This is a genomic window from Actinophytocola glycyrrhizae (assembly GCF_042653545.1).
GTDB classification, from domain to species: Bacteria; Actinomycetota; Actinomycetes; order Mycobacteriales; family Pseudonocardiaceae; genus Actinophytocola; species Actinophytocola glycyrrhizae.
Genome location: NZ_JBHSIS010000002.1, coordinates 669,914 through 692,278, shown reverse-complemented (window position 1 = coordinate 692,278; position 22,365 = coordinate 669,914). Strand labels below are relative to the sequence as shown.

Here is a 22,365-nt window from a genome sequence, read left to right as displayed (position 1 = left end):
CCGGCTAGATGGGGCGTCGCTCCAGGTCGGGGTTGCGGGCGTCGAGCACCGCGGTCGCCGAGGACCGCCCCGCCGCCTGCGGGGCCGCCCCGGCCCACCGCAGCACCGTCGCCCGTGCCGCGGCCGCGTCAGCCGGGGTCAGGCGGGCGATGTTCGCGCCGTGGTTGGCGCCCGGTGCGGTGTAGGTGTGGGAGTCCTTGTCGCTGGGGTGGAACGGTTCCGCGCCCCACGGGTCGTTCGAGCCGTACACGAACAGCATCTGGCTCGCCTTCTTCGTGACCCAGTGGTCGACGTCGACCATCGGCCACGCGTCGTGCCGCGACTTCAGGTCGGCGGGAAGGCTGGAGTTCGCCTGGTACAGCGCCGGGTAACGCAGGCCGTCGGAGAGGTGGCGGAACTTCGGCTGTGGCCAGCCGAGCTGGGTCGCCGCCTGGTAGAAGTACGGCGCGTACGGCAGGATGCCCTCGTCCGAGTAGAACGAGAAACCCGCGGTCGCGTCGATGAACGCGAAGATCTCGTCGCTGGTGGCGTCCCGCCCGGGCACGTCGCAGTTCGCCTCGGTGCCGTACTGCCAGAACGCCCACTCGGTGTCGAGCACGGCCATCTCGAACGCCTTGTCCGTCGACCCGAAGACCTGGTCGAAGTGCAGGCCCTGCTCGGCGGCGAGCGCGTCGTACCGGTTCACCATGTCGGTGCGCCGCGACAACGCCTCGTCCTGCAGTGCCTTCAGCGCGGTGCGGCAGGCCGGGGTGCTGCCGACCGAGGCGAAGAACTCGTCGTACGCGCGGTCCTGGCGGTTGTCCCGGTCGTTCGGCGCCACGTACGCGACCACGCCGTCGACGTCCCTCGGGTAGAAGCGGCGGTGGTAGACCGACGTCATGCCGCCCTTGCTGGCGCCGGTGGACAGCCACTTCGCGGAGTAGATCGTCTTCAGCGCCTGCGTGATCCGGTGGTGGTCGGTGGCGGCCTGCCAGATGTTCAGCTTGTCCCAGTTCGCGGGGTCGGGCCGCGACGGCGAGAAGAAGCGCTGCTCCACCGAGATCTGGTTGCCGTCGACGAGCTGTGTCGGCTCGGCGCGGAACGCGTACTCGGGCATGTTGTAGCCGGTCGTGTGCAGGATCATCGGGCGGCTCACGTCCCGGTGCAGCAGCTGGAGCCGCTGGCCGAACGTCTGCCCGGACGGGTTGGTGTGGTCGACCGGCTGCCGGTAGGTGAGGAAGAAGAACCGGTAGCCCGCGGCGGGCGGTGGTTGCTCCGCGACGGTCATGCCCGGGATCGCGGCCAGCTGGTCGGCGAGGTCGGCAGGCGCCGCCTGGGCGGGCGCGGCCGTGGTGAGGCCGATCGCGGTGGTGGCGAGCAGCGTGGCCGCCATCGCCGCGAACGTCTTTCTTCGGTGTTGCACGCGGGGACTCCTCGGGGTGTGCGGGGTCAACCTCGCGGGGATTGTTCCCGAGCACCCGTGCCGGGCACAGCCGCCAAAAGACGGCTGTTGCCCCGGGGAACCGCCGCGGGCCGGCCGCGCTCGGCGGGCACGCAGGTGCCGTTCCCCCCCCGCGAGGTCAGTGTCACCAGGGCCGCCCGCGGGTCGCGGCTGTCACCTCCAGCTCATCCCGGTACGAACCGTGACGCCACGTCCGGGTCAACCGACGCCGAGGCGGTCCAGTGCCTGCACGAGCGGTGCCAGTTCCGGCACCTGCCCGGCCTCGTCGAGGGCCGACGACACCGTCGAGTCGTGGGTGGGGCGGGCGGCGGCCAGCAGTTCGTGGCCCGCGGGTGTCACTTCGGTGTAGATGCCGCGGCGGTCCGTCGGGCACAGGTACCGCTGCAGAAGGCCCCGGTCCTCGAGCCGCGTGACGAGCCGCGTGGTCGCGGACTGACTCAACACGACCGCATCGGAAAGCTGGGTCATGCGCATGTGCCAACCGTCCTGCCTGGCCAGCACGTCCAGCACGCCGTACTCGCTCACGGACAGGCTGTGCTCGCGGCGCAGCGCGCGTTCGAGGGAGTCCTCGATCCGGGCGTGCAGGGCCGCGAGGGTCCGCCAGCCCTGCGCGCGCGCCTGCGCGGCGTCATCATCGAGTGACAAACGACTCACACTCCTCGCCCTGCAATAACCCGCGTCTGCAACTATTGTCGACGCTGGTAGTTGCATAGTACTGGAGGAACATGAACATCGACCTCGCCGGGAAGCGGGCCCTGGTCACGGGCTCGACCTCGGGCATAGGACAGGCCACCGCGGCGTCCCTCGCACGGGCGGGTGCGGCGGTGGTGGTCAACGGCCGCGGCAGGGACCGGGTCGACGCGACGGTCGAGGCACTGCGCGCGGAGACGGGGTCGGACCAGGTCAGCGGCGTCGCGGCGGACGTCGGCACGGCCGAGGGGGCGAACGCCCTGATCGCCGAGGTACCCGACGTCGACATCCTGGTCAACAACGCGGGCATCTTCTCCGCCACGCCGGTCTTCGAGATCCCGGACGCGGAGTGGCAGCGGTTCTTCGAGGTCAACGTCCTGTCCGGGGTCCGCCTGGCCCGGCACTACGCGCCCCGGATGACGGCCCGCCGCTGGGGCCGGGTGATCTTCGTGAGCTCCGAGTCGGCGGTGTTCGTCCCGACCGAGATGGTGCACTACGGCATGACGAAGACCGCGCAGATCTCGGTCGCGCGCGGCATGGCGCAGGAGGTGACCGGCACCGGCGTCACCGTGAACACGGTCCTGCCCGGCCCCACGCTCACCCCCGGCGTCGAGGAGTTCGTCCGCGACCGCGTCGGCGCCGACGTGCCGTTCGAGGAGGCCGAACGCCGGTTCATGGCGGAGGAGCGGCCGACGTCCCTGCTCGGCCGGCTCATCCGGCCGCAGGAGATCGCGAACCTGATCACCTATGTGGCCTCCGAACTCGCGTCCTCGACCACCGGCGCCGCGCTCAGGGCCGACGGCGGCGTCGCCCCCACGATCATTCCCTGACAAGGAGAGCCATGACCGTTCCCAACGTGAAGCTGAACAACGGTGTCGAGATGCCCCAGCTGGGCTTCGGCGTGTTCCAGGTGCCGAACGACGAGACCGAGGCGGCCGTGACCGCCGCGCTCGACGCCGGGTACCGCAGTATCGACACCGCGAGGATCTACGGCAACGAGGAGGGTGTCGCCGCCGCGCTCGCCAAGTCGGGCATCGCGCGGGAGGAGTTGTTCGTCACCACCAAACTGTGGAACGACGACCAGGGTTACGACTCCGCGCTGCGTGCATTCGACGCGTCGCTGTCCCGGCTGGGCCTGGACTACCTGGACCTGTACCTGATCCACTGGCCGACACCGCGGCGTGACAGGTACGTCGACACCTGGCGTGCGTTCGAGAAGCTGCTGGCCGATGGCCGGGTCCGTGCCATCGGGGTGTCCAACTTCCAGCCCGCGCACCTGCGGCGGCTCGTGGACGAGACGGGGACCGTGCCAGCGGTGAACCAGGTCGAGCTGCACCCGTACCTGACGAACGAGGCCGTTCGGGCGGCTGACGCTGCTCACGGAGTGGTCACCGAGGCGTGGAGCCCGCTCGCCAAGGGCGGTGACCTGCTGGCCGAGGACACGGTGACGTCGCTGGCGGCGAAGTACGACCGGACCGCCGCGCAGATCGTGCTGCGCTGGCATCTCCAGCTGGGGAACGTCGTGATCCCCAAGTCCGTGACCCCGTCCCGGATCGCCGAGAACCTCGACGTGTTCGGGTTCGAGCTGGCGGACGACGATGTGGCCGCGCTGTCCTCCCTGGAGCGTGGGCTGCGCACCGGGCCGGATCCCGACCAGCTCGACTGACGTGTTCGGTGGCCGTCGGCGACGTGTGTTGTCGTGAGTGCGCCCGGCGTCGCCCCTGCGCACGCCGGGCGCAGCACGTCAGGCCTCCGAGCCGGCCGAGTCTGCCGAGCCTTCGTGGTCGCGCCACCACTTCTGACCCGATTCCGGCAGGGTGGCGATCGGGTCGTAGTACGGGTAGCGCCGCGACAGGGCGTCGTCGTCGGTGCGTTCGATGCCCGTGCGGTAGTTCTTCGTCCAGTACGAGATGCCGTGTTCGCGGTCGTACTCCGCCAGTTGGTGCACCCACCGCTTCCCGACGTAGGGCACGTCGCAGATGATGCGTGGGGTCGCGTAGCCCGGCAGGTAACCCATGATCGCGTGCTGCAGCGCCTGCGCCTCCCACACGGCGACCCGCCAGTGTTCGGCGTTCGGGATCATGTCGCACATGTAGAAGTAGTACGGCAGGATGTTCGCCTCGCCCTGCAGCGCGAAGCACAGGTCCAGCAGGTCGTCAGGGGTCGCGTTGACGCCGCGCATCAGCACGCCCTGGTTGCGGACGTCGCGCACGCCGACCTCGAGCGCGGTGCGGGCGGCCTCCGCGACCAGCGGGGTCACCGACTGAGCGTGGTTGACGTGCGTGTGTATCGCGAGGTTGACACCGCGCCGGTGTGCGGTGCGGGCGACTCGCTCCAGGCCCTCGACGACCTTCGGCTGCAACCAGTGCTGTGGCATGCCTGCCAGTGCCTTGGTCGCGAGCCGGATGTCCCGGACGGTCTCGATGTCCAGCAGCCGCATGAGGAACGACTCGAGCTGGTGCCACGGGACGTTCGCCACGTCGCCGCCGGAGACCACCACGTCGCGGACGCCCGGGGTGCGCTTCAGGTAGTCGATCATCTGGTCCTGGCGGTCGACCGGTTTGAGCGCCAGCTTGTGCTTGTCCACCGACGGGGTCGAGTTGCCGACCAGGTCCATCCGCGTGCAGTGCCCGCAGTACTGCGGGCACGTCGACAACAGCTCCGCCAGCACCTTCGTCGGGTAGCGGTGCGTCAGTCCCTCGACGACCCACATCTCCGCCTCGTGCAGCGAGTCGCGCGACGAGTGCGGGTGGTTCGGCCACATCGGGTCACGGTCGCTCGCGACCGGCATCATGTACCGGCGCACCGGATCGGCGAGGAAGTCCTTGGTGATGTCGGCACTGGTCGTCGCCGGTGCCATCGTGTTCAGCATCTGCGGTGGGAGCAGCATCGACATCGTCGCGAGCCGTTCCTGGTCGGCTGCCAGGTCCTCGTAGAAGGACTCCGCCAGCAGATCGCCCATCACCGCACGTAACTGCTTGATGTTCTTCACGCAGTGCACTCGCTGCCACTGCGCGTCGCGCCACTGTGCCTCCGTGACATGGCGCCATCCCGGGAACCGGCGCCAGTCCGGCTCCACCAGTTCTTGCCTGACGTACTCGTACGGTTGCCGCGCGGTCTCGTCCACTGCGTCGGAGACCGTTGTGGCGGCGCTGACCGCGTCGTGCACTGCCGTCATCCGTCCTCCTGGTCGCTAGGTTGACGTAAAGATATGCTGCCATAACGTAGTTCAGACGCAAATCCTACGGAAGGAGGTCGTGTATGTCGTCTCCGTATGGGCTGCACCGGGTACTCGAGCCCGCCGGGGTGCTGCCGCAGCAAGCGTGGCGGCTGTCCACTGAACCTGGCTCGTGGCCGGATGAAGTCCTGGTCGACGTCGAGCGCCTGAACCTGGACGCCGCCTCCTACCGGCAGCTGCGCGAAGCGCACGGGTCGCCCGACGCCGTGCGCCGCGCGGTGGCGGGGATCATCGAGCAGCGCGGGAAGATGCACAATCCCGTGACCGGTTCCGGCGGGATGCTGCTCGGCACCGTCCGCGAGGTCGGTCCCGAGTCGCCGCTGGGGCTCAGGAAAGGTGACCGGATCGCGACACTCGTGTCACTGACGCTCACGCCGCTGCGGATCGACGACGGTCTCGCCGACTGGTCGGGCGAGAGCGAACAGGTGCCGTGCCGGGGCACGGCGGTGCTGTTCGGGCGGTCCATCGCGGCGGTGCTGCCGCCGGATCTGCCGGACGAGCTGGCCCTGTCGGTCCTCGACGTGTGCGGCGCGCCCGCGTTGACCGACCGCGTCGTGCGTGCGGCTGGTCCCAAGTCATCGGTATTGGTCCTGGGCGGCGGTGGCAAGTCGGGCAGCCTGTCGCTGGCCGCGGCCCGCAAGGCGGGGGCCGGGCGGCTGGTGGCGCTCGTGCCGACCGACGCCGAGGCCGACGCGGTGCGCGCGGCAGGCCTCGCCGACGAGATCGTCGTCGCCGACGCGCGGAACCCCCTTGCCGTGGCCGAGGCCGTCGGCGAGCAGGTCGACACGACGATCGTCTGCGTCGACGTCCCCGGTACCGAACACGGCGCGGTGCTGGCCACCTCGGACGGCGGCACGATCGTCTTCTTCTCCATGGCCACGTCGTTCTCGGCGGCCGCACTCGGCGCGGAAGGGCTGGCCGCGGACGTCCGCATGCTCATCGGCAACGGGTTCGTGCCCGGCCACGCGACCTTCGCGCTCGATCTGTTCCGCGAAACGCCAGGCGTCCGCGAGCTGTTCGAGCGCCGTGAACGGCACACTTCACCGACATGACGACCCTGTACACGAACGCGCGGGTGCCCGGCGGTGCGACCGCCATGGCCGTCGAGGCCGGTCGCCTGACCTGGCTCGGCACGGACTACCCGGGCCAGGTCGCCCATACGGTCGACCTGGGCGGTGCGTTCGTCACACCGGCGTTCGTGGACGCCCACGTGCACGCCACCTCGGCAGGCCTGCTGCACACGGGACTCGACCTGACGGGCACCGCGTCGCTGTCCGACCTGCTCGACGCGGTGCGCGACCGAGCCGACACGGACGTGTTGCTCTGGGGTCACGGCTGGGACGAGACCCGCTGGCCGGAGAACCGCCCACCCACCCGCGCCGAGCTGGACGCGGTCGCGGGCGGTACACCCGTGTACCTGTCGCGGGTCGACGCGCACTCGGCGCTGGCGTCGACCGCGCTCGTCGAACTCGTGCCGGACACACGCACGGCGCCGGGCTGGTCCGGCGAGGGCCCCCTGACCCAGGACGCGCACCACCACGCGCGCCGGGCAGCCCGCGAGTCGATCACCCCGGCACAACGCGAGGCCGCGCAGTTCGCGTTCCTCCGGCACGCCGCCTCGATGGGCATCGCCTGCGTGCACGAGTGCGGCGGCCCGGACATCTCGGGTGCCGACGACCTCGCCGACCTCCTTGCCAGGTCAGGTGACCTACCACAGGTGGTGGGCTACTGGGGTGCGCTCGGCGAACCTGTGCCGGGTGTGCGGGGGCTGGCCGGCGACCTGTTCGTCGACGGCGCGTTCGGCTCCCGCACCGCGGCGCTGCGCGCGCCCTACACCGACGCCCCGCACACGAGCGGCGCCCGCTACCTGAGCGCCCAGCAGATCGCCGACCACGTCGTGGCCTGCACGGCAGCAGGTAGACAGGCCGGTTTCCACGTGATCGGCGACGCGGCGGCGGCCGAGGTGGTCGCCGGTTTCCAGCTCGCCGAGAAGGTGGTGGGGGAGCGGGCACTCGCCGCGGCCCGCCACCGGCTCGAGCACCTGGAGATGGTGACCGGCGAGCAGATCGACGAGCTGGCGCGGTTCGGCGTGATCGCGTCGGTGCAGCCGCTGTTCGACGCGTACTGGGGCGGGCCGGAGGGCATGTACGCCCAACGGCTCGGCGACCGCGCCGCGGCGCTCAACCCGTTCGCGACGATGGCCGCGCGTGGTGTCCGGCTGGCGTTCGGCTCCGACGCGCCGGTCACCGCGGTCGACCCGTGGGCCACGGTCCGTGCGGCCGTCGACCACCGCACCCCTGGCGCCGGCCTGACGTGGGAGCAGGCGTTCACCGCGCACACCGAGGGCGGCTGGCACGCGGCCGGCATGACGGGCGGGCGCCTCGAAGCCGGGGCACCCGCGACCTTCGCCGTGTGGGACGGCGACCCGCGCACGTCACCACACTGCCTCCGTACTGTCCACAATGGAACGACGATTCACGAGGTTCGATGATGCCCTTGCTCGACCTTGATCCCGACGTCGTCGCGACGGCGCGCAAGCTGGCCGCGCGGGCGGCGGAACCAGTCGTACGTATCGCGAAGGCGCACACGACGGTCGCGGTCGAACGGGCGACCCTGCGGCTCGCGGGCATCACGGGCGCGGACACCACCCACAGAGCGGGTGACGTGCCGTGGGTCAACCGCGTCGTCGACACCGTCCGCGAGCACTGCGGCCTGGAACACGGCGTCGTGCTGCCCGCCTTCCACGCACTGCGCGAACACGACCTCGGCTCGCTGACCGAGCTGGCCGAGGCGACCGCGGCCGGCCAGATCCAGTACCGCGTCCCGGCGGGCCGCGACGCCGACCGGGCGGCCAAGACGGGCCGGGTCGCGGTCGCCAGGGGCATGCGCACGGTCGACCGCAACCGCGCCCAGCGCGACCGGCTCGTCGCCAGGTTCGGCAACCCGCCGCAGCGGCCGTGGATCTACCTGATCGTCGCGACCGGCGACATCGACGAGGACGTCGTGCAGGCCGCCAACGCCGCCAGGGCGGGAGCGGACATCATCGCGGTGATCCGCTCCACCGGGCAGTCGCTCCTGGACTACGTGCCGGAGGGCGCGACGCACCACGGGTTCGCGGGCACCTACGCCACGCAGGAGAACTTCCGGATCATGCGTGCCGCGATGGACGACGTGTCCAAGGAGGTCGGCCGCTACATCCGCGTCACGAACTACGCGTCCGGCCTGTGCATGCCCGAGATCGCCGTGCTCGGTGGCCTCCAGCGCCTCGACATGATGCTCAACGACTCGATGTACGGCATCCTGTTCCGCGACATCAACCCGATCCGTACCTTCGTCGACCAGCGGTTCTCCCGCCAGGTCCACGCCCGCGCCGGCATCGTCATCAACACCGGCGAGGACAACTACCTCACCACCGCGGACGCGGTCGACGCCGCGCACACCGTCACCGTGTCGCAGCTGCTCAACGAGCACTTCGCGCACGAGGCGGGCCTGCCGGACGAGCTGCTCGGCCTCGGCCACGCGTTCGAGATCAATCCGAAGGTCCCCGACTCGTTCCGCCTCGAGCTGGCGCACGCGCTGCTGGCGCGTGAGCTGTTCCCCGACGCGCCGCTCAAGTGGATGCCGCCCACCAAGCACATGACGGGTGACGTCTTCAACGGCTATCTGCTCGACGGGTTCTTCAACCTCGCCGGTGTCCTGACCGGCCAGTCGATCCTGCTGGTCGGCATGATGACCGAGGCCGTGGTGACACCGTTCCTGTCCGACCGCGACCTGGCACTGCAGAACGTCAGGTACGTGCTGAACGCCGCGGCCGGGCTGCGCGAGGACTTCCGGCCCGCGCCGGGCGGTCTCATCGTCAAACGGGCCCACCAGGTGCTCGGCGAGGCCGTCGACCTGCTCGACCGGATCGTCCGCGACGGGCTGCTCGACGCGATCGCCGACGGCACCTTCGGACTGATGAAACGCCCGCCGGACAAGGGGAAGGGCGCCGACGGCGTGGTCGAGAAGGCGGACGGCTACCGCAACCCCGCAGCCGACCTGCTGGAGACGGGGGAGACTAAGTGAGCGGAGCAAGGTCGGAATCCGGGGAAGGCGGAGCTGTGACCAAGCGGCACATTCGTCCGTACGGGGACACCACGGGCGACGGCATGGTGCAGACGTCGTTCACGCTGCCCATCCCGCCCGGTCCCAAGGCCGAGGGCGCCGCGATGCAGCTGGCGAGCAAGATGGGCATCGAACCGGCGATGGTCGTGCACTCGCACGGCATCGGCGCGGAGTTCACGTTCTTCGTCGTCTACGGCTCGGCCAAGCACATCATCGACCTCGACGCGGTCACCGTGGTCGAGCGCGAGTACCCGCTGCTGTCGCCCTCGGAGGTCAACGGCGAGGTCAGGAAGATGTTGCGGCGCAAGCTGGTCGTGGTCGGCGGCTGCATCGGCACCGACGCGCACACGGTCGGCATCGACGCGATCCTCAACATCAAGGGCTTCGCGGGCGAGAAGGGCCTCGAGTACTACCGTGAACTGCGTGTGATCAACCTCGGCGCGCAGGTGACCGTGCCGGAGCTGGTGAAACGCGCCCGCGCGGAGAAGGCGGACGCGGTGCTGGTGTCGCAGGTCGTCACCCAGCGCGACGCGCACGTTCTCAACACGCAGGAGATGTCGGCGGCGTTCCGCGAGGCCATGGGCGACCGGCGGCCGGTGCTGATCGCGGGCGGGCCCCGGTTCGACCCGATGATGGCCGGACAGCTTGGCGTGGACCGGGTCTTCGGCCGCGGCACCACGCCTGGTGAGGTGGCGAGCTACCTGGTGCACGCGATGAAGGAGAGCAAGGGAGTGGCAGCGTGAACGTCGAGGTCGGGTTCTCTGTGACGCACCGGCGGTACGTGCCGTACGCGCACGCGCACTACGGCGGCAACCTGGTGGACGGCGCGTACGGGCTGGCCATGTTCGGTGACGTGGCGACCGATCTCGCCATCCACACCGACGGCGACGAGAGCCTGCTCGCGGGGTACACCGACGTCGAGTTCCGCGCGCCGATCCAGGCCGGGGACGTGGTCGAGGTGACCGCGACGCTGACCCGTGTCGGCACCCGCTCCCGTGACCTCGAGTTCGAGGCACGCGTGCTCTGCCGCGCGGCGCCGGAACGTGGTCCCTCCGCAGCCGACGTGCTCGACCCGCCGGTGGTGGCGACGAAGGCGACCGCGACGATCGTGGTGCCGCCGAAATAGGAGGCGGTCCGCCGGTCGGCTGGCCTACCGTCGCGACATGGGAACCATCCGGCTGACCGGCGACGACTGGCGGTTGCTGCGCGACCTCCGGCTGGCCGCGCTCGCCGATGCCCCGCACGCGTTCGGCTCCTCCCTGGCCGGCGAGGAAGGTCTCGGCGAGGCCGACTGGCGGCGCCGTCTCGCGGGCGGGCTGTGGACGGTGGTGTCGCCCGACGGCGTACCCGCCGGGCTCGTCGGCGCGTACGTGCGGGAACCGGACACGCCGATGCTCGTGTCGATGTGGGTTCGTCCCGGCGCCCGTGGGCTCGGGATCGGCAACCTGTTGATCACGGACGTGTTGCGGTGGGCAGCCGAAAACCGCTGGTCCCGGGTTGTGCTGCGGGTCGCGGACGGCAACGACGCGGCGCGCAAGTTGTTCCTCCGCCACGGGTTTGAGCCGACCGGGGAGCGCGAACCGCTCGCGAGTGACCCCGGGGTTGGCACGGAACTGCTGGCCCGTGTTGTATAACGTCCACATCACGGAACCGGGTCTAGCTCCGAGTGGAGCACGCTGCTAGTAACACTAGCTCTGGGCGTTCGCCCCGCGGACGGAGGAGCATGGCGACCGATCTCGTCGAGGTGACGGAAGTCCTCGACCACCCGATCGACCGAGTGTGGGCGTTGCTCACCGATCTCGACAGCTACCCGAAGTTCGTCGCGGAGGTGGCCTGGTGCGAGCACCTCGGCGACGCCGCCGGCGGCCGGTACGAGGTGCGGTTCAGCGTCGACCAGGGACCGGTTGTCCAGCACGAGGTCGAGATCCTGGTCAACCGGCCGCGCGAGCACCTGGTGATCGTCAGCGACCGGTGGCCCGGCGGGCACGTGTCGCTGAGGTTCGCGGCACCCGACCGTGCGCGCACGGAGGTGCAGCTGACGGTCTCGCTGCCGAACGTCGACACCTCGGTCACCGGTTCCTGGCTGCGGAAACGGGTGCGGCGCGCGTTCACCCTCATCCACCACCACCTCGCGGGCATCCCGATCACCGCCTCCCGCAAGGGCATCGACCAGGCCGCGAAGAGCCAGTCGCAGCTGACCGCCGCGCGGATCCTCACGAAGGCCGGGGTGCTGACGCCCGGACGGCCGGACCGGTTGCTGCGGCAGCTGAACGTGCTGGCGAAGTGGGGTGCCACCGTCGCGGGCGGCTACCGCGCGACGTGTGTGCGGTTCCCGAACGAGCACGCGATCGCCGACGAGCTCGGCACGCTCACGTTCACCGAGGTGGACCAGCGCACCACGCGCCTGGCGAACGGGCTGATGAAGCACGGGGTGCGGCAGGGGCGGCGGGTCGCGGTGATGTGCCGCAACCACGCCGGCCTGGTCGAGTCGATCGTGGCGTGCGGGAAGCTCGGTGCGAGCGTGCTGCTGCTGAACACGAGCCTGTCGGCGAACCAGGTCCGGGACACGGTGATGACCCACCGGCCTGCCGCCGTCCTCGTCGACGAGGAGTTCATGCCGCTCGTGCACTACCTGCCCACGTCGCTGCCGCGCATCCTGACGTGGGGAAAGGGTGACAAGCCCGGCGACATCACGATCGACGGGCTGATCGAGAAGGCGACGCCGGAGCGGATCAAGGCGCCGTCGTCGCCCGGCAAGATCATCGTGTTGACCTCCGGCACCACCAGCAACCCCAAGGGCGCGCGCCGCCGCAACCCGCACGGCATCCGCACCGCGGCGGCCGTGCTGTCCAGGATCCCGTTCCAGGCGGGCGAACGGATGATGGTGGCGGCGCCGCTGTTCCACACGTGGGGGCTCGCGGCGGTCCAGCTCGGCATGCCGCTGCACGCGAAGCTCGTGCTGCACCGCAGGTTCGACCCGGAGGCGACGCTGCAGGCGATCGAGGAACACCGCTGCACCACGCTGATCGCGGTGCCGATCATGCTGCAGCGCATCCTCGACCTGCCGCGCCAGGTGATCCGCAACTACGACCTGTCCTCGCTGCGGATCGTCGCGTCCAGCGGGTCGGCGATGCCCGCGTCGCTGGTCACCGACTTCATGGCCGAGTTCGGCGACGTGCTCTACAACCTGTACGGGTCGACCGAGGTGTCGTGGGCGAGCATCGCGGACCCCGAGGACCTGAAGGCCGCACCGACCACCGCGGGCCGCTGCCCGGTCGGCACGCGGGTCGGCATCCTCGACGCGAACGGGCGCCCGGTGCCGCCCGGTGTCGTCGGCCAGATCTGCGTCGGCAACGACATGCTGTTCGAGGGCTACACCGGCGGCGGGAGCAACGCGGTCTACGACGACATGATGGTCACCGGCGACCGCGGCTACCTCGACGCGGACGGGCGGCTGTTCGTGTCCGGCCGGGACGACGACATGATCGTCTCCGGTGGTGAGAACGTCTTCCCCCGGCCGGTCGAGGAACTGCTGATGACGTTGCCGCAGGTCATGGAGGCGGCGGTGGTCGGGGTGCCGGACCGGGAGTTCGGGCAGCGGTTCGCTGCGTACGTGGTGCCGAGGCCGGGTGCTGCGATCAGCCCGACGGCGGTGCGCGAGTACGTGCACGCGCACCTGCCGCGGTTCGCGGTGCCGAGGGACGTGATCTTCGTGAACGCGCTGCCGAGGAACGCGACCGGGAAGGTGGTCCGGCGGCGGCTGCTCATGGACAGCTAGACGACGTCTTTCGTGAAGATCATGTGCAGTGGCTTTTGGCGTACGACCCCGTCATCAGGCACGACCCCCACACCCCTGCGGTCGCCCGACGGGGCGGGCGGATGCCGTGAAAGGCGCGTTTACGGCTCAACCGGTGCCGTGCATGGGCCGTTCAGGGCGCTCAGCGCCCTGAACGCGCCTTTCAGGGCATCGCCACGCCGTCCACGCGCCCCGGGCCCGCGAAGCGGGGCCCAGCCCCGCGCAACCCTGACGGTGCGTAAGCCCACCCGCCCAAGCCGCCGCCGACCTGCCCCTCCGCCACCCCGGAGACCTGCCCGTCCGGCGAGGACGAACCCACAACGCGAACCGGAACCAGGCAACGCACCCGACCGAAACCGGGCCGGTAGTCCTGCCAGTCCACCCTGCCGGCGCCGAGTTCCTCCTGGACCGGTGTCCGGCTGAGCATGAGCGAGACGTTCTGGCCGTTGCCGTCGGGCGGCGTCAGGACCGCCCAGGTCTCCTCGATCTCGTCGCGTGGCACGTAACCCAGTGCGCGGCTCCAGAACTCGGCGGCGCGCCGCACGTCGGCGGCACCCAGTACGGTCGACCCGATTCGCAGCATGCCGTGATTCTCGTAGTACTCCGGTACTACTCGCAGGTTGGCTCCGCGGTGTGACGCCTCAACCCTGCGCCGCTCATAGCGTTGCTGCCATGAACCACCTCGCCTACGCACTGTTCCCGAGCCCGCGCCTTGCCGCCCGGTTCGGCATCCCGCGCCGGTCGCCGCTCGTCGCGATCGTCGCGTTCCCGTTCGCGGTGCTCGCCGTGTTCCTCGTGTGGAGTGGCTGGCTCTATCCGCTGCGCCCGGACACGGTCGGTGCGCTCGGTCATCCGTTCACGGCCGACCCGCTCCTGTCGGGGGCGTGGGGCGGCCCGACGCTCGCCGGCGCCTGGTTCGTGCACGCGATGATCGCGCTCGGCATGCAGGCCGGCTGCGTGGCCGTGCTCCGCCGCCTGTCCGGCCGGGTGCGCGCGGACGCGGTCTAATGGCCGCCGTGACGAGCAGGTTCGGCCGGATCGGCCTCTGGGTGACGACCGCGCTGTTGTTCTTCCTCGGCTCGCTCGACCTCGTCCAGCACTACCACGTCGAACCCACCGCCGCGTTCTTGCTCAGCGCTGCCCGCGCGGTGCCGGTGCTGTTCTGCCGGACGCGGCCGATCGAGATGTGGGTGGTCGAGCTGTCGGCGGTGCTCGTCACCGCGACCGTGACCGTGCCGGTCTCGCCCGGCGAGCCGTGGCCGTGGGCGGTGTCGAGCACCATGACACTCGCGGCGGTCGGCTACCTCGTGGCGACGCTCGGCGGCAAGTACACCTCGATCGTCATGCTGACCGTGGTGACCGGTCTCGGTCTGCTGCTGACGATCTGGCCCGGCCGTGGTGACTGGCTGTCAGCCGTCGTGACGACGATCGTGCTCGCGGTGGCGGTCGGGGTCGGCGACGTGGTGTACGCCCGCCGCCGGATCGCGGTGGCTTTGGCGGAGGAGAAACAGGTCAGTGCCGCGGAACGGCAGCTGCGGTCGGTCGTGGAGGAACGTGCCAGGATCGCTCGCGAGCTGCACGACGTGGTCGCGCACCACATGTCGATGATCACCGTGCAGGCGGAGACGGCGCGCTACCGGCTCGACGACCTGCCCGAGGCGGTGGCAACGGAGTTCAGCGAGATCGCACGGCTGGCCCGCAGCTCCCTGTCCGAGTTACGTGGCCTGCTGTCGGCCCTGCGGGACGACGGCGCGGACCCGAACCGCACGCCGCAGCCGACCCTCGGGGAACTGCCCGCGCTGGTGGCACGGATCGAGACCGCCGGCACACCGGTGACCATGACCGTCGCGCCCGACACCGAGGACCTGCCGCAGGTTCTGCAGCTGGCGGTGTTCCGCATCGTGCAGGAGGGACTGAGCAACGTGGTCCGGCACGCGTCCGGGGCGCGGACGTGGGTCGACGTCGTGCGTACGAAGGAGACGCTGAAGGTGGAGGTGACCAACGAGCAAGTGATGGGCGGTGGCCCACTATCGGACAAGGAAGGTGGGCACGGGCTGGTGGGCGTGCGAGAACGCGTGGTGGCGCTGGGCGGGCGGTTCGAGGTGGACCAGCCGGGCGGTGGCTGGCGGCTGCGGGCGGAGCTGCCGCTGTGACCGGGACAGAGAAGGCATCGGCGGAGGCATCGGCACCGATCACCGTCGTGGTGGTCGACGACCAGGACATGGTGCGGGCCGGGTTCGCGGCGTTGCTGGGCGCGCAGAGCGACATCACGGTCGTCGGGCAGGCGGCGGACGGTCAGGAGGCACTGGATCTCTGTGCCGCGACCACACCCGATGTGGTCCTGATGGATGTCCGCATGCCGGTGCTGGACGGGGTCGAGGCGACCAGGCGGCTCGCGGACAGCCCTTGCCGGGTGCTCATGCTGACGACGTTCGACATCGACGACTACGTCTACGCGGCGCTACGCGCGGGGGCGTCCGGGTTCCTGCTGAAGGACGCGACGCCGGACGAGCTGGTGGCGGCGGTGCGGGTGGTGGCGGCGGGGGAGTCGCTGCTCGCGCCCGCGGTGACGAGCAGGCTGATCGCGCACTTCGCGCGCCAGCCCACGCTGGTGAGCACACCGCCGTCGCTGGCGGAGCTGACGCCGCGGGAACGGGAGGTGCTGGTGCGGGTGGCGCGTGGTGAGTCGAACGCGGAGATCGCGGCGCGGCTGGTCCTGGCCGAGCAGACGGTGAAGACGCACGTCAGCCGCATCTTCATCAAGCTCGGCATCCGGGACCGGGCGCAGGCCGTGATGGTCGCCTACGAGACGGGGTTGGTGTCGCCCGGTGTCTTCTGAGTCGTCTTCTGAGTCGCGGTCAGGACGCGGGACAGGGCGGCGTGTAGTTCCTCCAGCTCGGACAGCTCCATGCCGAGGGCCTCCACCACCTTGTACGGGATCTTCTCGGCCTCCGCCCGGAGCGCCCGGCCCTTGTCGGTGAGGTCGACGGCCAGTGCCCGTTCGTCCCGTTCGCTGCGGGCGCGGCTGAGGTAGCCGAGCGCCTCCAGCCGTTTGAGCATGGGGGAGAGGGTCGCGGGTTCGTGGCGAAGCGTCTCGCCGATGTCCCGGACGGTGCGGGGCGACCGGTCCCACAGCGCGAGCAGCACCAGGTACTGCGGATGTGTCAGCCCGTGCGGCTCCAGCAGCGGCCGGTAGATCGCGATGACGCTCCGCGAGGCCAGTGACAACGCGAAGCAGACCTGCCGGTCCAGGGCCAGCGGGTCAGGGCCGAGATCGATCGGTGGCATGACTCATGGTCCCTCGTAGTTAGTGTGCTAAATGTTAGAGTACTAAGCATGCAACGACCAAACCCGTTCCAGTGGCTCTGGTACGCGGTGGGGGGTCGACTGCCGGAGCGGCTGGCGCCGTGGGTGCTGCACGACGTGACGGCCAGGACGTGGGTATTGCGCCACGCGGCCCGCGGCGCGGTGGTGCTGACGCCGATCGCGGTCGGATGCCTTCTGCTCCCCGGCCCGCTCGGACTCCGGTTGGCGATGGTGCTGCTGGTGGCCATCGTCGGGGTCTACTTCTCCCTGTCGTACGTGGACGAGAGCTGTGAGCTGCGGGCAGCGAAGCACGGTTTCGAGCACGGCATCGCCCGCGCCACCCGCGACGCCCGCAACGAGGAGGCCGAAGAACAGGCACGGAAACGCTACGCGGCGCAGTACCGGTCCGAAGAGCAGGCCTGACCCTGGCTGATGCCCGGCGTGGTTCGCCACGACCTGTTCGCCCGGTCACCCTTCGATGTGGCGGCGGGTCGGCTGGAACACGGAGTGAACAACGGACGCCGTACCCTTGCCGAGTGGTCGCACCCGCGGTATCGCCGGAAGAGCCGGTAGTGTCCGACAAATCGGACGAACGCACGCCTGCCTGGCGAAACGTGCTCCTGCGTGTCCTGATCTCGACCGGCGCGGGGTTGCTGATCTACTTCAGCGGGCCGCCGCGCACGCTGTGGTGGCTGGCACCGATCGGGTTCGCGGTCCTTGGTGCGGTCATCTACGGCCGCCGTGCGCGGGCAGGGTTCGGCTACACGCTGTGTGCGGGCCTTGGCTTCACCGTTCCGCTGCTCGCGTGGACCGGCGAGTTCGTCGGCGTGGTCGCCTGGCTGCCGCTGGCCCTCGTCGAGGCGGCGCTGATGGGGCTCGCGGGCGCGGGCATCGCCGCGGTGAGCGTCCTTCCGGCCTGGCCGGTGTGGGCGGCGCTGGTCTGGGTCACGGGGGAGTACCTGCGCTCGGTCTTCCCGTTCGGCGGGTTCCCGTGGGCGCGGATCGCGTTCACGCAGCCGGAGGGCATCTTTCTCCCGCTCGCCTCCGTGGCGGGCACACCGCTGATGGGGCTCGCGGTCGCCATGACCGGGTTCGGGCTCACCATGCTGGTGCGCACGCTGCTCGTCGACCGCCAGGTGCGCAGGCTCGTCGCGCCTGCGCTGGCGTTCCTGGTGCCCGTCATGGCCGCGTTGGGCGCGGTGCCGCTGGTCGGCACCGACGCCACCGACGGGGAGGCGACGGTCGCGGTCATCCAGGGCAACGTGCCGCGTGCGGGGCTGGACTTCAACGCCCAGCGCCGCGCCGTGCTCGACAACCACGTGGCGCGTACCGAGCAGCTCGCCGACGAGGTGAGCTCCGGCAAGGTCGAGCAGCCCGACCTGGTGATCTGGCCGGAGAACTCCTCCGACATCGACCCCTACCGCAACCCGGACGCGTGGGCGGCCATCGACCGCGCGGCCCGCGCGATCGACGCGCCCATCGCGGTCGGCTCGGTGCTCCTCGGGGACGACGGGCTGCCACGCAACACCATGCTGCTGTGGGATCCCGAGCGCGGGCCGGTCGAGCAGTACACGAAGCGCAAGCTGCAGCCGTTCGGCGAGACCATGCCGTGGCGGTCGTTCTTCCGGCTGTTCACCTCGGCGGTGGACCGCGCCGGGCAGTTCGTGCCGGGCGACAAGGCGACCGTGTTCGCCATGGCGGACGCCAGGGTGGGGCTCGCCACCTGCTACGAGGTCGCTTTCGACGGCGTGGTGCGGGAGTCGGTCGAAGGGGCGAACCTGCTCGCCGTGCCGACGAACAACGCCACGTTCGGCTACACCGAGATGACCTACCAGCAGCTCGCCATGGACCGCGTGCGTGCCGTCGAGCACGGCCGCGCGGTGGCGGTCGCGGCGACGAGCGGGGTCAGCGCGTTCGTCCGGCCGGACGGGTCGGTGAGCCAGTCGACCGGCATGTTCACGCCAGCGGCGCTGGTCGAGACGGTGCCGCTACGGTCGACGACTACGCTGTCTGACCAACTGGGCCCGGCCCCGGAGTGGGTCATGGTGCTCGCGGGACTCGGCGCGTTCGGCGCCGCGGTCGTGGTCCGGCGGCGTGGCAGGACAAGCAACTGACCGAAGAATCGACGTGAGTGACCGGCACGCGGGTCGTGCCGGCGAGGAGGGTGACGTATGGCGGAGCAGCTCGAGCCGGTGCTCGTGGTGATCCCGACGTACAACGAGCGGGACAACATCGAGCGGATCGTGAGCCGGCTGCGTGCCGCACTGCCGAAGGCGCACGCCCTCATCGTGGACGACGGCAGCCCGGACGGCACGGGTGAGATCGCGGACCGCCTGGCCGCCGAGTCCGGCGGGCAGGTGCACGTCATGCACCGCACCGAGAAGAACGGTCTCGGCGCCGCCTACGTCGCCGGGTTCACGTGGGGCCTGGAGCGCGACTACGCCGTGCTGGTGGAGATGGACGCCGACGGCTCGCACTCGCCGGAGGACCTGCCGCGCATGCTCGACGCGCTGACGGACGCCGACCTCGCGATCGGGTCCCGGTACGTGCCGGGCGGCAAGGTCGTGAACTGGCCGAAGCACCGGTACATGCTGTCGTGGGGTGCCAACACCTACGCCCGCGTCGCGCTCGGCGCGCGGGTCAAGGACATGACGGCGGGCTTCCGCGCCTACCGCCGCGAGGCGCTGCAGAAGATCCGCATCGACAACGTCGCGTCCCGCGGCTACTGCTTCCAGATCGACCTCGGCTGGCGCACCATCGAGGCGGGCTTCACCGTCGTAGAGGTGCCGATCACCTTCACCGAGCGCGAGCACGGCGTGTCGAAGATGAGCAGCGACGTGATCCGCGAGGCGCTGATCCGCGTCACCAAGTGGGGCCTGCGCCGCCGGGGAAACCAGCTGAAGGCGCTGTTCTCGAAGTGACGCACGCGGCCTCGGCGGGGACTGGCGCCGGGGCGACGAGTTGGACGCGGTGGTCACCGCGCCCAACTCGCACCGCGAGGTGTTCGAGAACGAGCGAGTGCGGACGCTCAGCAGTACAGGTTGCCGCCTGCCGGTACGCCCAGGATGCCGACGAACCGGTTGTAGTTGTCGACGCGGCTCTGGACCTGGCCGGGGTTGCCGCCGTTGCATTCCAGTGAGCCGTTGATGCTGCGGATCGTCTCGCCGAAGCCGCGCTGGTTCACCATGGCGTCGTGCGGGGTCATCGTGCCGGGGCCCCGCTGGGTCATCCAGTACCAGAGCGCGGTCTTCCAGGCGACGGCCGCGTCGTTCTGGACCAGCCACGGGTTGCCGAGCAGGTTGATGCCCAGGTGGTCACCGGCCGCCTTGTAGTTGAAGTTCCAGCTCAGCTGGATCGGACCGCGGCCGTAGTACGCGGCCTGTCCGGCGGGGCAGCCGTAGGGCTGGCTCCAGTCGCAGTAGTGCGGGTAGTTGGCCTCGTTCTGCTCGACGATGTGCACGAGGCCGCCGGTCTCGTGGGACACGTTCGCGAGGAAGGCCGCCGCCTCCTGCCTTGCGATCGTGTCGCCGCCCGCGGACGAGAACGCGGGGAACGCGTCCATCGCCGAGGTCAGGCCGCCGTAGGTGTAGAAGGGGTTCTTGTTCGGGAACATCTGGTTGAACTGGGCCTCGGACACGACGAACGCACGTTTCGCGGTGACGGTGTCCGATCCGGGGGTGGCCGTCGCCGGGGACGACGCCGTGGTGAGGGCCACCCCGACGGCGAACAGGGTCGCCAGTAGCCGCTTCATGGTCACTCCTCGATGCAGGGAAACTTCGGAGTGTCACCACCATCGCGTATTGGTCCAGACCAGTCAAGTGCGTGGCCGCTTGAGTCGACCGACGTCGTGGCGCGCAGCAGGGCGTTCGTGACGGGCGCGGCGAAGGGGCTGATCCCGTCGTCACGGCTCACGTCGGGCGGGCGGCTGGTGCCGGTGCGGCCCGACGCCAACGGGCTGCGGTCGCACGACTCGGTGCCCGTCAGGAACTACGACGGCGCTGTGCGCAGCTAAGACACGCCGAATGCCACATCGTGGCGCCGGGTTGGCCGCCGATGTGGCATTCGGTGTGGGAGCCGCGGGAGGGCTCAGGCAGAACGGCTGCGGCGGACCTTCAGTTCCTGCAGTCGCTCCGTCAGCAGGTCCTCGAGCTCGGGAATGGTCCTGCGCTCGAGGAGCATGTCCCAGTGGGTGCGCGGGGGCTTGACCTTCTTCGCCTCCGGCTCGTTGCCGTCGATGAGCTTCGACGTGGTGCCGTGCAGACGGCACTCCCACATCGCCGGGACCTCGGCGTCGTCGGAGAAGGGCACCTCGAACTCGTGGTCCTTCGGGCATGCGTAGCGGATCGTCCGCCGGGGTGCGAGGTCGTGGTTACGATCTGTCTCGTAGCTGACCGCGCCAAGTCGGCTTCCACGGAGTACACGGTCGGCCATGGCGACGTCCTTTCGTTCGGCTCGCAGCTCCCAGCTGCAGCCAGGGTGGTGCTCACCATGAGCAACGTCCAGGTGGGGCGAAACGTTCCCGCTCGCCTTTACCAGTTGCTCTGGGTGACCTTCGGCAACCCCTGCTTCTATAGCTTCCACCGTAGAGATGGACCTTAAACGTGTTCGTGACGCGACACTCGTCGGATAGTCGAATGATGTCGCCCACTTGGGGGTACGAGTTGGCCAGGATGGCCGGTCAGGTCAGGCTGAGCTGCCCTCGGCCCGCCACCGCGGGGCCGAGATCGCCGACGCGGAAGTGTCGGCGGCACAGCACTTGGTAACGCACCGTAGCTGTTGGAGTGGAATCCGGTAATTCACGGTCCGTATCGGCCACGAGCACTGTGTCTCCGGCCCGGATGACCGTGCCGTCGGCGACCCTGGCGTTGAACCGCGCGGGGAGCCCGCACCAGCAGAGCACGTCGACCTGGACCGGCTCCAGCTCGTCGGCGAGCTCGAACAGTCGCCGCGAGCCGGGGAACAGGCGGCTGCGGAAGTCGGTGGCGATGCCGAAACAGTACACGTCGACCTGCACGTCGTCGGCCAGCTCGGCCAGCTGGTCCACCTGGTCGGGGGTGAGGAACTGGGCCTCGTCGACGATCACGTAGTCCACCCGGTGGCCATCGGCCCAGCGGGCGCGGACCAGCTCGCGAAGGTCGACCGCGCCGTGCACCTCGATCGCCTGCCGGGTGATCCCGATGCGGCTGGAGATCTGCGGCTTGCCGGAGCGGTCGTGGTGGACGAGCAGGAGCCCCCTGCGGCCTTGTCTCGCCTGGTTGTGGTCGACCTGCAACGCGAGGGTCGACTTCCCGCAGTCCATCGGCCCGTAGTAGAACCGCAGGTGCCCCACCACGGGCACGGCCCGCCGTGACCCGGCGGCGGGCACCGAGGAGAGCGCGTCGGTCGGGTCACTGAGCTGAGGCGGCATGGGCTCCACGGCTGGTGACCCTATCCCGGACTCGTTCGGCAGTATGGGGCCCGTGGCATGCGGGTACCCCCGCGACGTCAGCCGCGTACGGCGAAAGGTGCCGAATGACCGTCTTCCCGTTCTCCCAGCTGATCGACCGGGCACGCGACGAGGCCGGTGACGGCGTCGCGTGGCTCACCGGCCGCACCGCCGGTCTGCTCGACGACACCGCCGCGGTGCTCTCCGACGTGTCGGACGCCGCGGCCATGACCGCGGCGCGGGTGAGCGGCCAGGCAGGCGAGGCCGCCGGCCGGTACGCCTGGCAGGCGTGCGGCTGGCTCGCCGACCAGGTGAGCGACTTCGGCGAACGCGTCTCCGGCCGCGTCGAGGGCTGAACACCGCAC

At 70.2% G+C, this 22,365-nt stretch carries 25 protein-coding genes; 17 read left to right on the top strand and 8 right to left on the bottom strand.

What is annotated here, in order from left to right:
* Nucleotides 1-4: 4 nt before the first annotated feature.
* Together ACFPCV_RS03120 and ACFPCV_RS03115 are read right to left on the bottom strand one after the other, a co-directional pair.
* The gene (locus tag ACFPCV_RS03120) at nt 5-1,402 is read right to left on the bottom strand and encodes a S28 family serine protease (protein ID WP_378054232.1); all 1,398 of its coding nucleotides are present in this window, start codon (nt 1,400-1,402) and stop codon (nt 5-7) included.
* A 237-nt stretch (nt 1,403-1,639) separates the two neighbouring features.
* Entirely contained in the window at nt 1,640-2,086 is a 447-nt protein-coding gene (locus ACFPCV_RS03115) for a MarR family winged helix-turn-helix transcriptional regulator (protein WP_378054230.1), read from the bottom strand.
* An 80-nt stretch (nt 2,087-2,166) separates the two neighbouring features.
* On the opposite strand from ACFPCV_RS03115, the gene ACFPCV_RS03110 reads away from it, so the two are divergent.
* Together ACFPCV_RS03110 and ACFPCV_RS03105 are read left to right on the top strand one after the other, a co-directional pair.
* Nucleotides 2,167-2,961: an SDR family NAD(P)-dependent oxidoreductase gene (locus tag ACFPCV_RS03110; RefSeq protein ID WP_378054228.1), complete on the top strand. Its 795-nt coding sequence runs from the start codon at nt 2,167-2,169 to the stop codon at nt 2,959-2,961.
* Nucleotides 2,962-2,972: 11 nt separating this feature from the next.
* On the top strand, nt 2,973-3,797 hold the full coding sequence (locus ACFPCV_RS03105; protein ID WP_378054226.1) for an aldo/keto reductase: 825 nt from the start codon (nt 2,973-2,975) through the stop codon (nt 3,795-3,797).
* A 78-nt stretch (nt 3,798-3,875) separates the two neighbouring features.
* Here ACFPCV_RS03105 and ACFPCV_RS03100 read toward each other — a convergent pair whose 3' ends face one another.
* Nucleotides 3,876-5,309 carry a KamA family radical SAM protein gene (locus tag ACFPCV_RS03100; protein ID WP_378054224.1) on the bottom strand — a complete coding sequence of 478 codons (1,434 nt, stop codon included), beginning with the start codon at nt 5,307-5,309 and terminating at the stop codon, nt 3,876-3,878.
* A gap of 83 nt (nt 5,310-5,392) precedes the next feature.
* Here ACFPCV_RS03100 and kdd point away from each other — a divergent pair, with 83 nt between their 5' ends.
* The 7 genes from kdd to ACFPCV_RS03065 all read left to right on the top strand — a co-directional run bounded on the left by kdd (nt 5,393) and on the right by ACFPCV_RS03065 (nt 13,251).
* On the top strand, nt 5,393-6,421 hold the full coding sequence (gene kdd, locus ACFPCV_RS03095; protein ID WP_378054222.1) for an L-erythro-3,5-diaminohexanoate dehydrogenase: 1,029 nt from the start codon (nt 5,393-5,395) through the stop codon (nt 6,419-6,421).
* Entirely contained in the window at nt 6,418-7,860 is a 1,443-nt protein-coding gene (locus ACFPCV_RS03090; RefSeq protein WP_378054220.1) for an amidohydrolase, read from the top strand. Before kdd ends, ACFPCV_RS03090 begins: the two co-directional genes overlap by 4 nt.
* A complete protein-coding gene (kamD, locus tag ACFPCV_RS03085) occupies nt 7,860-9,434 on the top strand; it encodes a lysine 5,6-aminomutase subunit alpha (protein WP_378054218.1) in 1,575 nt (524 codons plus the stop codon). The genes ACFPCV_RS03090 and kamD overlap by 1 nt, the downstream gene beginning before the upstream one ends.
* Before the next feature lie 35 nt (nt 9,435-9,469).
* Nucleotides 9,470-10,216 carry a lysine 5,6-aminomutase subunit beta gene (gene kamE, locus ACFPCV_RS03080; RefSeq protein WP_378054216.1) on the top strand — a complete coding sequence of 249 codons (747 nt, stop codon included), beginning with the start codon at nt 9,470-9,472 and terminating at the stop codon, nt 10,214-10,216.
* Nucleotides 10,213-10,599: a 3-aminobutyryl-CoA ammonia lyase gene (gene kal / locus ACFPCV_RS03075; RefSeq protein WP_378054214.1), complete on the top strand. Its 387-nt coding sequence runs from the start codon at nt 10,213-10,215 to the stop codon at nt 10,597-10,599. Before kamE ends, kal begins: the two co-directional genes overlap by 4 nt.
* 37 nt (nt 10,600-10,636) lie before the next feature.
* Nucleotides 10,637-11,107 (top strand): GNAT family N-acetyltransferase, encoded by a 471-nt coding sequence (locus ACFPCV_RS03070; protein WP_378054212.1) that lies wholly within the window; start codon nt 10,637-10,639, stop codon nt 11,105-11,107.
* Between the two features lie 89 nt (nt 11,108-11,196).
* Nucleotides 11,197-13,251, top strand: a complete 2,055-nt coding sequence (locus tag ACFPCV_RS03065; protein ID WP_378054210.1) for an AMP-binding protein — start codon at nt 11,197-11,199, stop codon at nt 13,249-13,251.
* Between the two features lie 181 nt (nt 13,252-13,432).
* Here the strand turns inward: ACFPCV_RS03065 and ACFPCV_RS03060 are convergent, their stop codons facing one another.
* The gene (locus ACFPCV_RS03060; RefSeq protein ID WP_378054208.1) at nt 13,433-13,852 is read right to left on the bottom strand and encodes a VOC family protein; all 420 of its coding nucleotides are present in this window, start codon (nt 13,850-13,852) and stop codon (nt 13,433-13,435) included.
* A gap of 89 nt (nt 13,853-13,941) precedes the next feature.
* Here ACFPCV_RS03060 and ACFPCV_RS03055 point away from each other — a divergent pair, with 89 nt between their 5' ends.
* From ACFPCV_RS03055 to ACFPCV_RS03045, 3 genes are read left to right on the top strand one after another with little or no spacing between them, the layout of a single operon-like run.
* Complete coding sequence (locus ACFPCV_RS03055) at nt 13,942-14,277, top strand: hypothetical protein (RefSeq protein ID WP_378054206.1); 336 nt, start codon at nt 13,942-13,944, stop codon at nt 14,275-14,277.
* An 8-nt stretch (nt 14,278-14,285) separates the two neighbouring features.
* The gene (locus tag ACFPCV_RS03050; RefSeq protein WP_378054204.1) at nt 14,286-15,422 is read left to right on the top strand and encodes a sensor histidine kinase; all 1,137 of its coding nucleotides are present in this window, start codon (nt 14,286-14,288) and stop codon (nt 15,420-15,422) included.
* Entirely contained in the window at nt 15,419-16,108 is a 690-nt protein-coding gene (locus tag ACFPCV_RS03045; protein WP_378054202.1) for a response regulator, read from the top strand. The genes ACFPCV_RS03050 and ACFPCV_RS03045 overlap by 4 nt, the downstream gene beginning before the upstream one ends.
* Here ACFPCV_RS03045 and ACFPCV_RS03040 read toward each other — a convergent pair.
* A complete protein-coding gene (locus tag ACFPCV_RS03040; protein ID WP_378054200.1) occupies nt 16,072-16,557 on the bottom strand; it encodes a MarR family winged helix-turn-helix transcriptional regulator in 486 nt (161 codons plus the stop codon). The genes ACFPCV_RS03045 and ACFPCV_RS03040 overlap by 37 nt on opposite strands.
* 48 nt (nt 16,558-16,605) lie before the next feature.
* On the opposite strand from ACFPCV_RS03040, the gene ACFPCV_RS03035 reads away from it, so the two are divergent.
* From ACFPCV_RS03035 to ACFPCV_RS03025, 3 genes are all read left to right on the top strand, one after another.
* On the top strand, nt 16,606-16,998 hold the full coding sequence (locus ACFPCV_RS03035; protein ID WP_378054197.1) for a DUF5313 family protein: 393 nt from the start codon (nt 16,606-16,608) through the stop codon (nt 16,996-16,998).
* A 149-nt stretch (nt 16,999-17,147) separates the two neighbouring features.
* Entirely contained in the window at nt 17,148-18,689 is a 1,542-nt protein-coding gene (gene lnt, locus ACFPCV_RS03030; RefSeq protein WP_378054195.1) for an apolipoprotein N-acyltransferase, read from the top strand.
* 57 nt (nt 18,690-18,746) lie between these two features.
* Entirely contained in the window at nt 18,747-19,496 is a 750-nt protein-coding gene (locus ACFPCV_RS03025) for a polyprenol monophosphomannose synthase (protein WP_378054193.1), read from the top strand.
* A 107-nt stretch (nt 19,497-19,603) separates the two neighbouring features.
* Here the strand turns inward: ACFPCV_RS03025 and ACFPCV_RS03020 are convergent, their stop codons facing one another.
* On the bottom strand, nt 19,604-20,326 hold the full coding sequence (locus ACFPCV_RS03020) for a chitinase (protein ID WP_378054191.1): 723 nt from the start codon (nt 20,324-20,326) through the stop codon (nt 19,604-19,606).
* A gap of 96 nt (nt 20,327-20,422) precedes the next feature.
* Between ACFPCV_RS03020 and ACFPCV_RS03015 the strand changes: the two genes are divergently transcribed.
* Nucleotides 20,423-20,587 carry a hypothetical protein gene (locus ACFPCV_RS03015; protein WP_378054189.1) on the top strand — a complete coding sequence of 55 codons (165 nt, stop codon included), beginning with the start codon at nt 20,423-20,425 and terminating at the stop codon, nt 20,585-20,587.
* Between the two features lie 74 nt (nt 20,588-20,661).
* On the opposite strand, the gene ACFPCV_RS03010 is transcribed toward ACFPCV_RS03015, so the two are convergent.
* Both ACFPCV_RS03010 and ACFPCV_RS03005 read right to left on the bottom strand, forming a co-directional pair.
* Complete coding sequence (locus ACFPCV_RS03010; RefSeq protein ID WP_378054187.1) at nt 20,662-21,006, bottom strand: RNA polymerase-binding protein RbpA; 345 nt, start codon at nt 21,004-21,006, stop codon at nt 20,662-20,664.
* A gap of 247 nt (nt 21,007-21,253) precedes the next feature.
* Nucleotides 21,254-21,982, bottom strand: coding sequence for a thymidine kinase (locus tag ACFPCV_RS03005; RefSeq protein ID WP_378054185.1), 729 nt, complete (start codon nt 21,980-21,982; stop codon nt 21,254-21,256).
* 104 nt (nt 21,983-22,086) lie between these two features.
* Between ACFPCV_RS03005 and ACFPCV_RS03000 the strand changes: the two genes are divergently transcribed.
* Complete coding sequence (locus ACFPCV_RS03000; RefSeq protein WP_378054183.1) at nt 22,087-22,356, top strand: hypothetical protein; 270 nt, start codon at nt 22,087-22,089, stop codon at nt 22,354-22,356.
* Nucleotides 22,357-22,365 lie beyond the last annotated feature (9 nt).

What these genes read in the sequence shown, in the direction of transcription:
- ACFPCV_RS03110 (WP_378054228.1), top strand. Translation starts at nt 2,167, where the DNA reads ATGAACATCGACCTCGCCGGGAAGCGGGCCCTGGTCACGGGCTCGACC.
- ACFPCV_RS03105 (WP_378054226.1), top strand. Translation starts at nt 2,973, where the DNA reads ATGACCGTTCCCAACGTGAAGCTGAACAACGGTGTCGAGATGCCCCAG.
- ACFPCV_RS03100 (WP_378054224.1), bottom strand. Translation starts at nt 5,309, where the DNA reads ATGACGGCAGTGCACGACGCGGTCAGCGCCGCCACAACGGTCTCCGAC.
- kdd (WP_378054222.1), top strand. Translation starts at nt 5,393, where the DNA reads ATGTCGTCTCCGTATGGGCTGCACCGGGTACTCGAGCCCGCCGGGGTG.
- ACFPCV_RS03090 (WP_378054220.1), top strand. Translation starts at nt 6,418, where the DNA reads ATGACGACCCTGTACACGAACGCGCGGGTGCCCGGCGGTGCGACCGCC.
- kamD (WP_378054218.1), top strand. Translation starts at nt 7,860, where the DNA reads ATGCCCTTGCTCGACCTTGATCCCGACGTCGTCGCGACGGCGCGCAAG.
- ACFPCV_RS03070 (WP_378054212.1), top strand. Translation starts at nt 10,637, where the DNA reads ATGGGAACCATCCGGCTGACCGGCGACGACTGGCGGTTGCTGCGCGAC.
- ACFPCV_RS03065 (WP_378054210.1), top strand. Translation starts at nt 11,197, where the DNA reads ATGGCGACCGATCTCGTCGAGGTGACGGAAGTCCTCGACCACCCGATC.
- ACFPCV_RS03060 (WP_378054208.1), bottom strand. Translation starts at nt 13,852, where the DNA reads ATGCTGCGAATCGGGTCGACCGTACTGGGTGCCGCCGACGTGCGGCGC.
- ACFPCV_RS03055 (WP_378054206.1), top strand. Translation starts at nt 13,942, where the DNA reads ATGAACCACCTCGCCTACGCACTGTTCCCGAGCCCGCGCCTTGCCGCC.
- ACFPCV_RS03040 (WP_378054200.1), bottom strand. Translation starts at nt 16,557, where the DNA reads ATGCCACCGATCGATCTCGGCCCTGACCCGCTGGCCCTGGACCGGCAG.
- ACFPCV_RS03035 (WP_378054197.1), top strand. Translation starts at nt 16,606, where the DNA reads ATGCAACGACCAAACCCGTTCCAGTGGCTCTGGTACGCGGTGGGGGGT.
- ACFPCV_RS03025 (WP_378054193.1), top strand. Translation starts at nt 18,747, where the DNA reads ATGGCGGAGCAGCTCGAGCCGGTGCTCGTGGTGATCCCGACGTACAAC.
- ACFPCV_RS03020 (WP_378054191.1), bottom strand. Translation starts at nt 20,326, where the DNA reads ATGAAGCGGCTACTGGCGACCCTGTTCGCCGTCGGGGTGGCCCTCACC.
- ACFPCV_RS03010 (WP_378054187.1), bottom strand. Translation starts at nt 21,006, where the DNA reads ATGGCCGACCGTGTACTCCGTGGAAGCCGACTTGGCGCGGTCAGCTAC.
- ACFPCV_RS03005 (WP_378054185.1), bottom strand. Translation starts at nt 21,982, where the DNA reads ATGCCGCCTCAGCTCAGTGACCCGACCGACGCGCTCTCCTCGGTGCCC.
- ACFPCV_RS03000 (WP_378054183.1), top strand. Translation starts at nt 22,087, where the DNA reads ATGACCGTCTTCCCGTTCTCCCAGCTGATCGACCGGGCACGCGACGAG.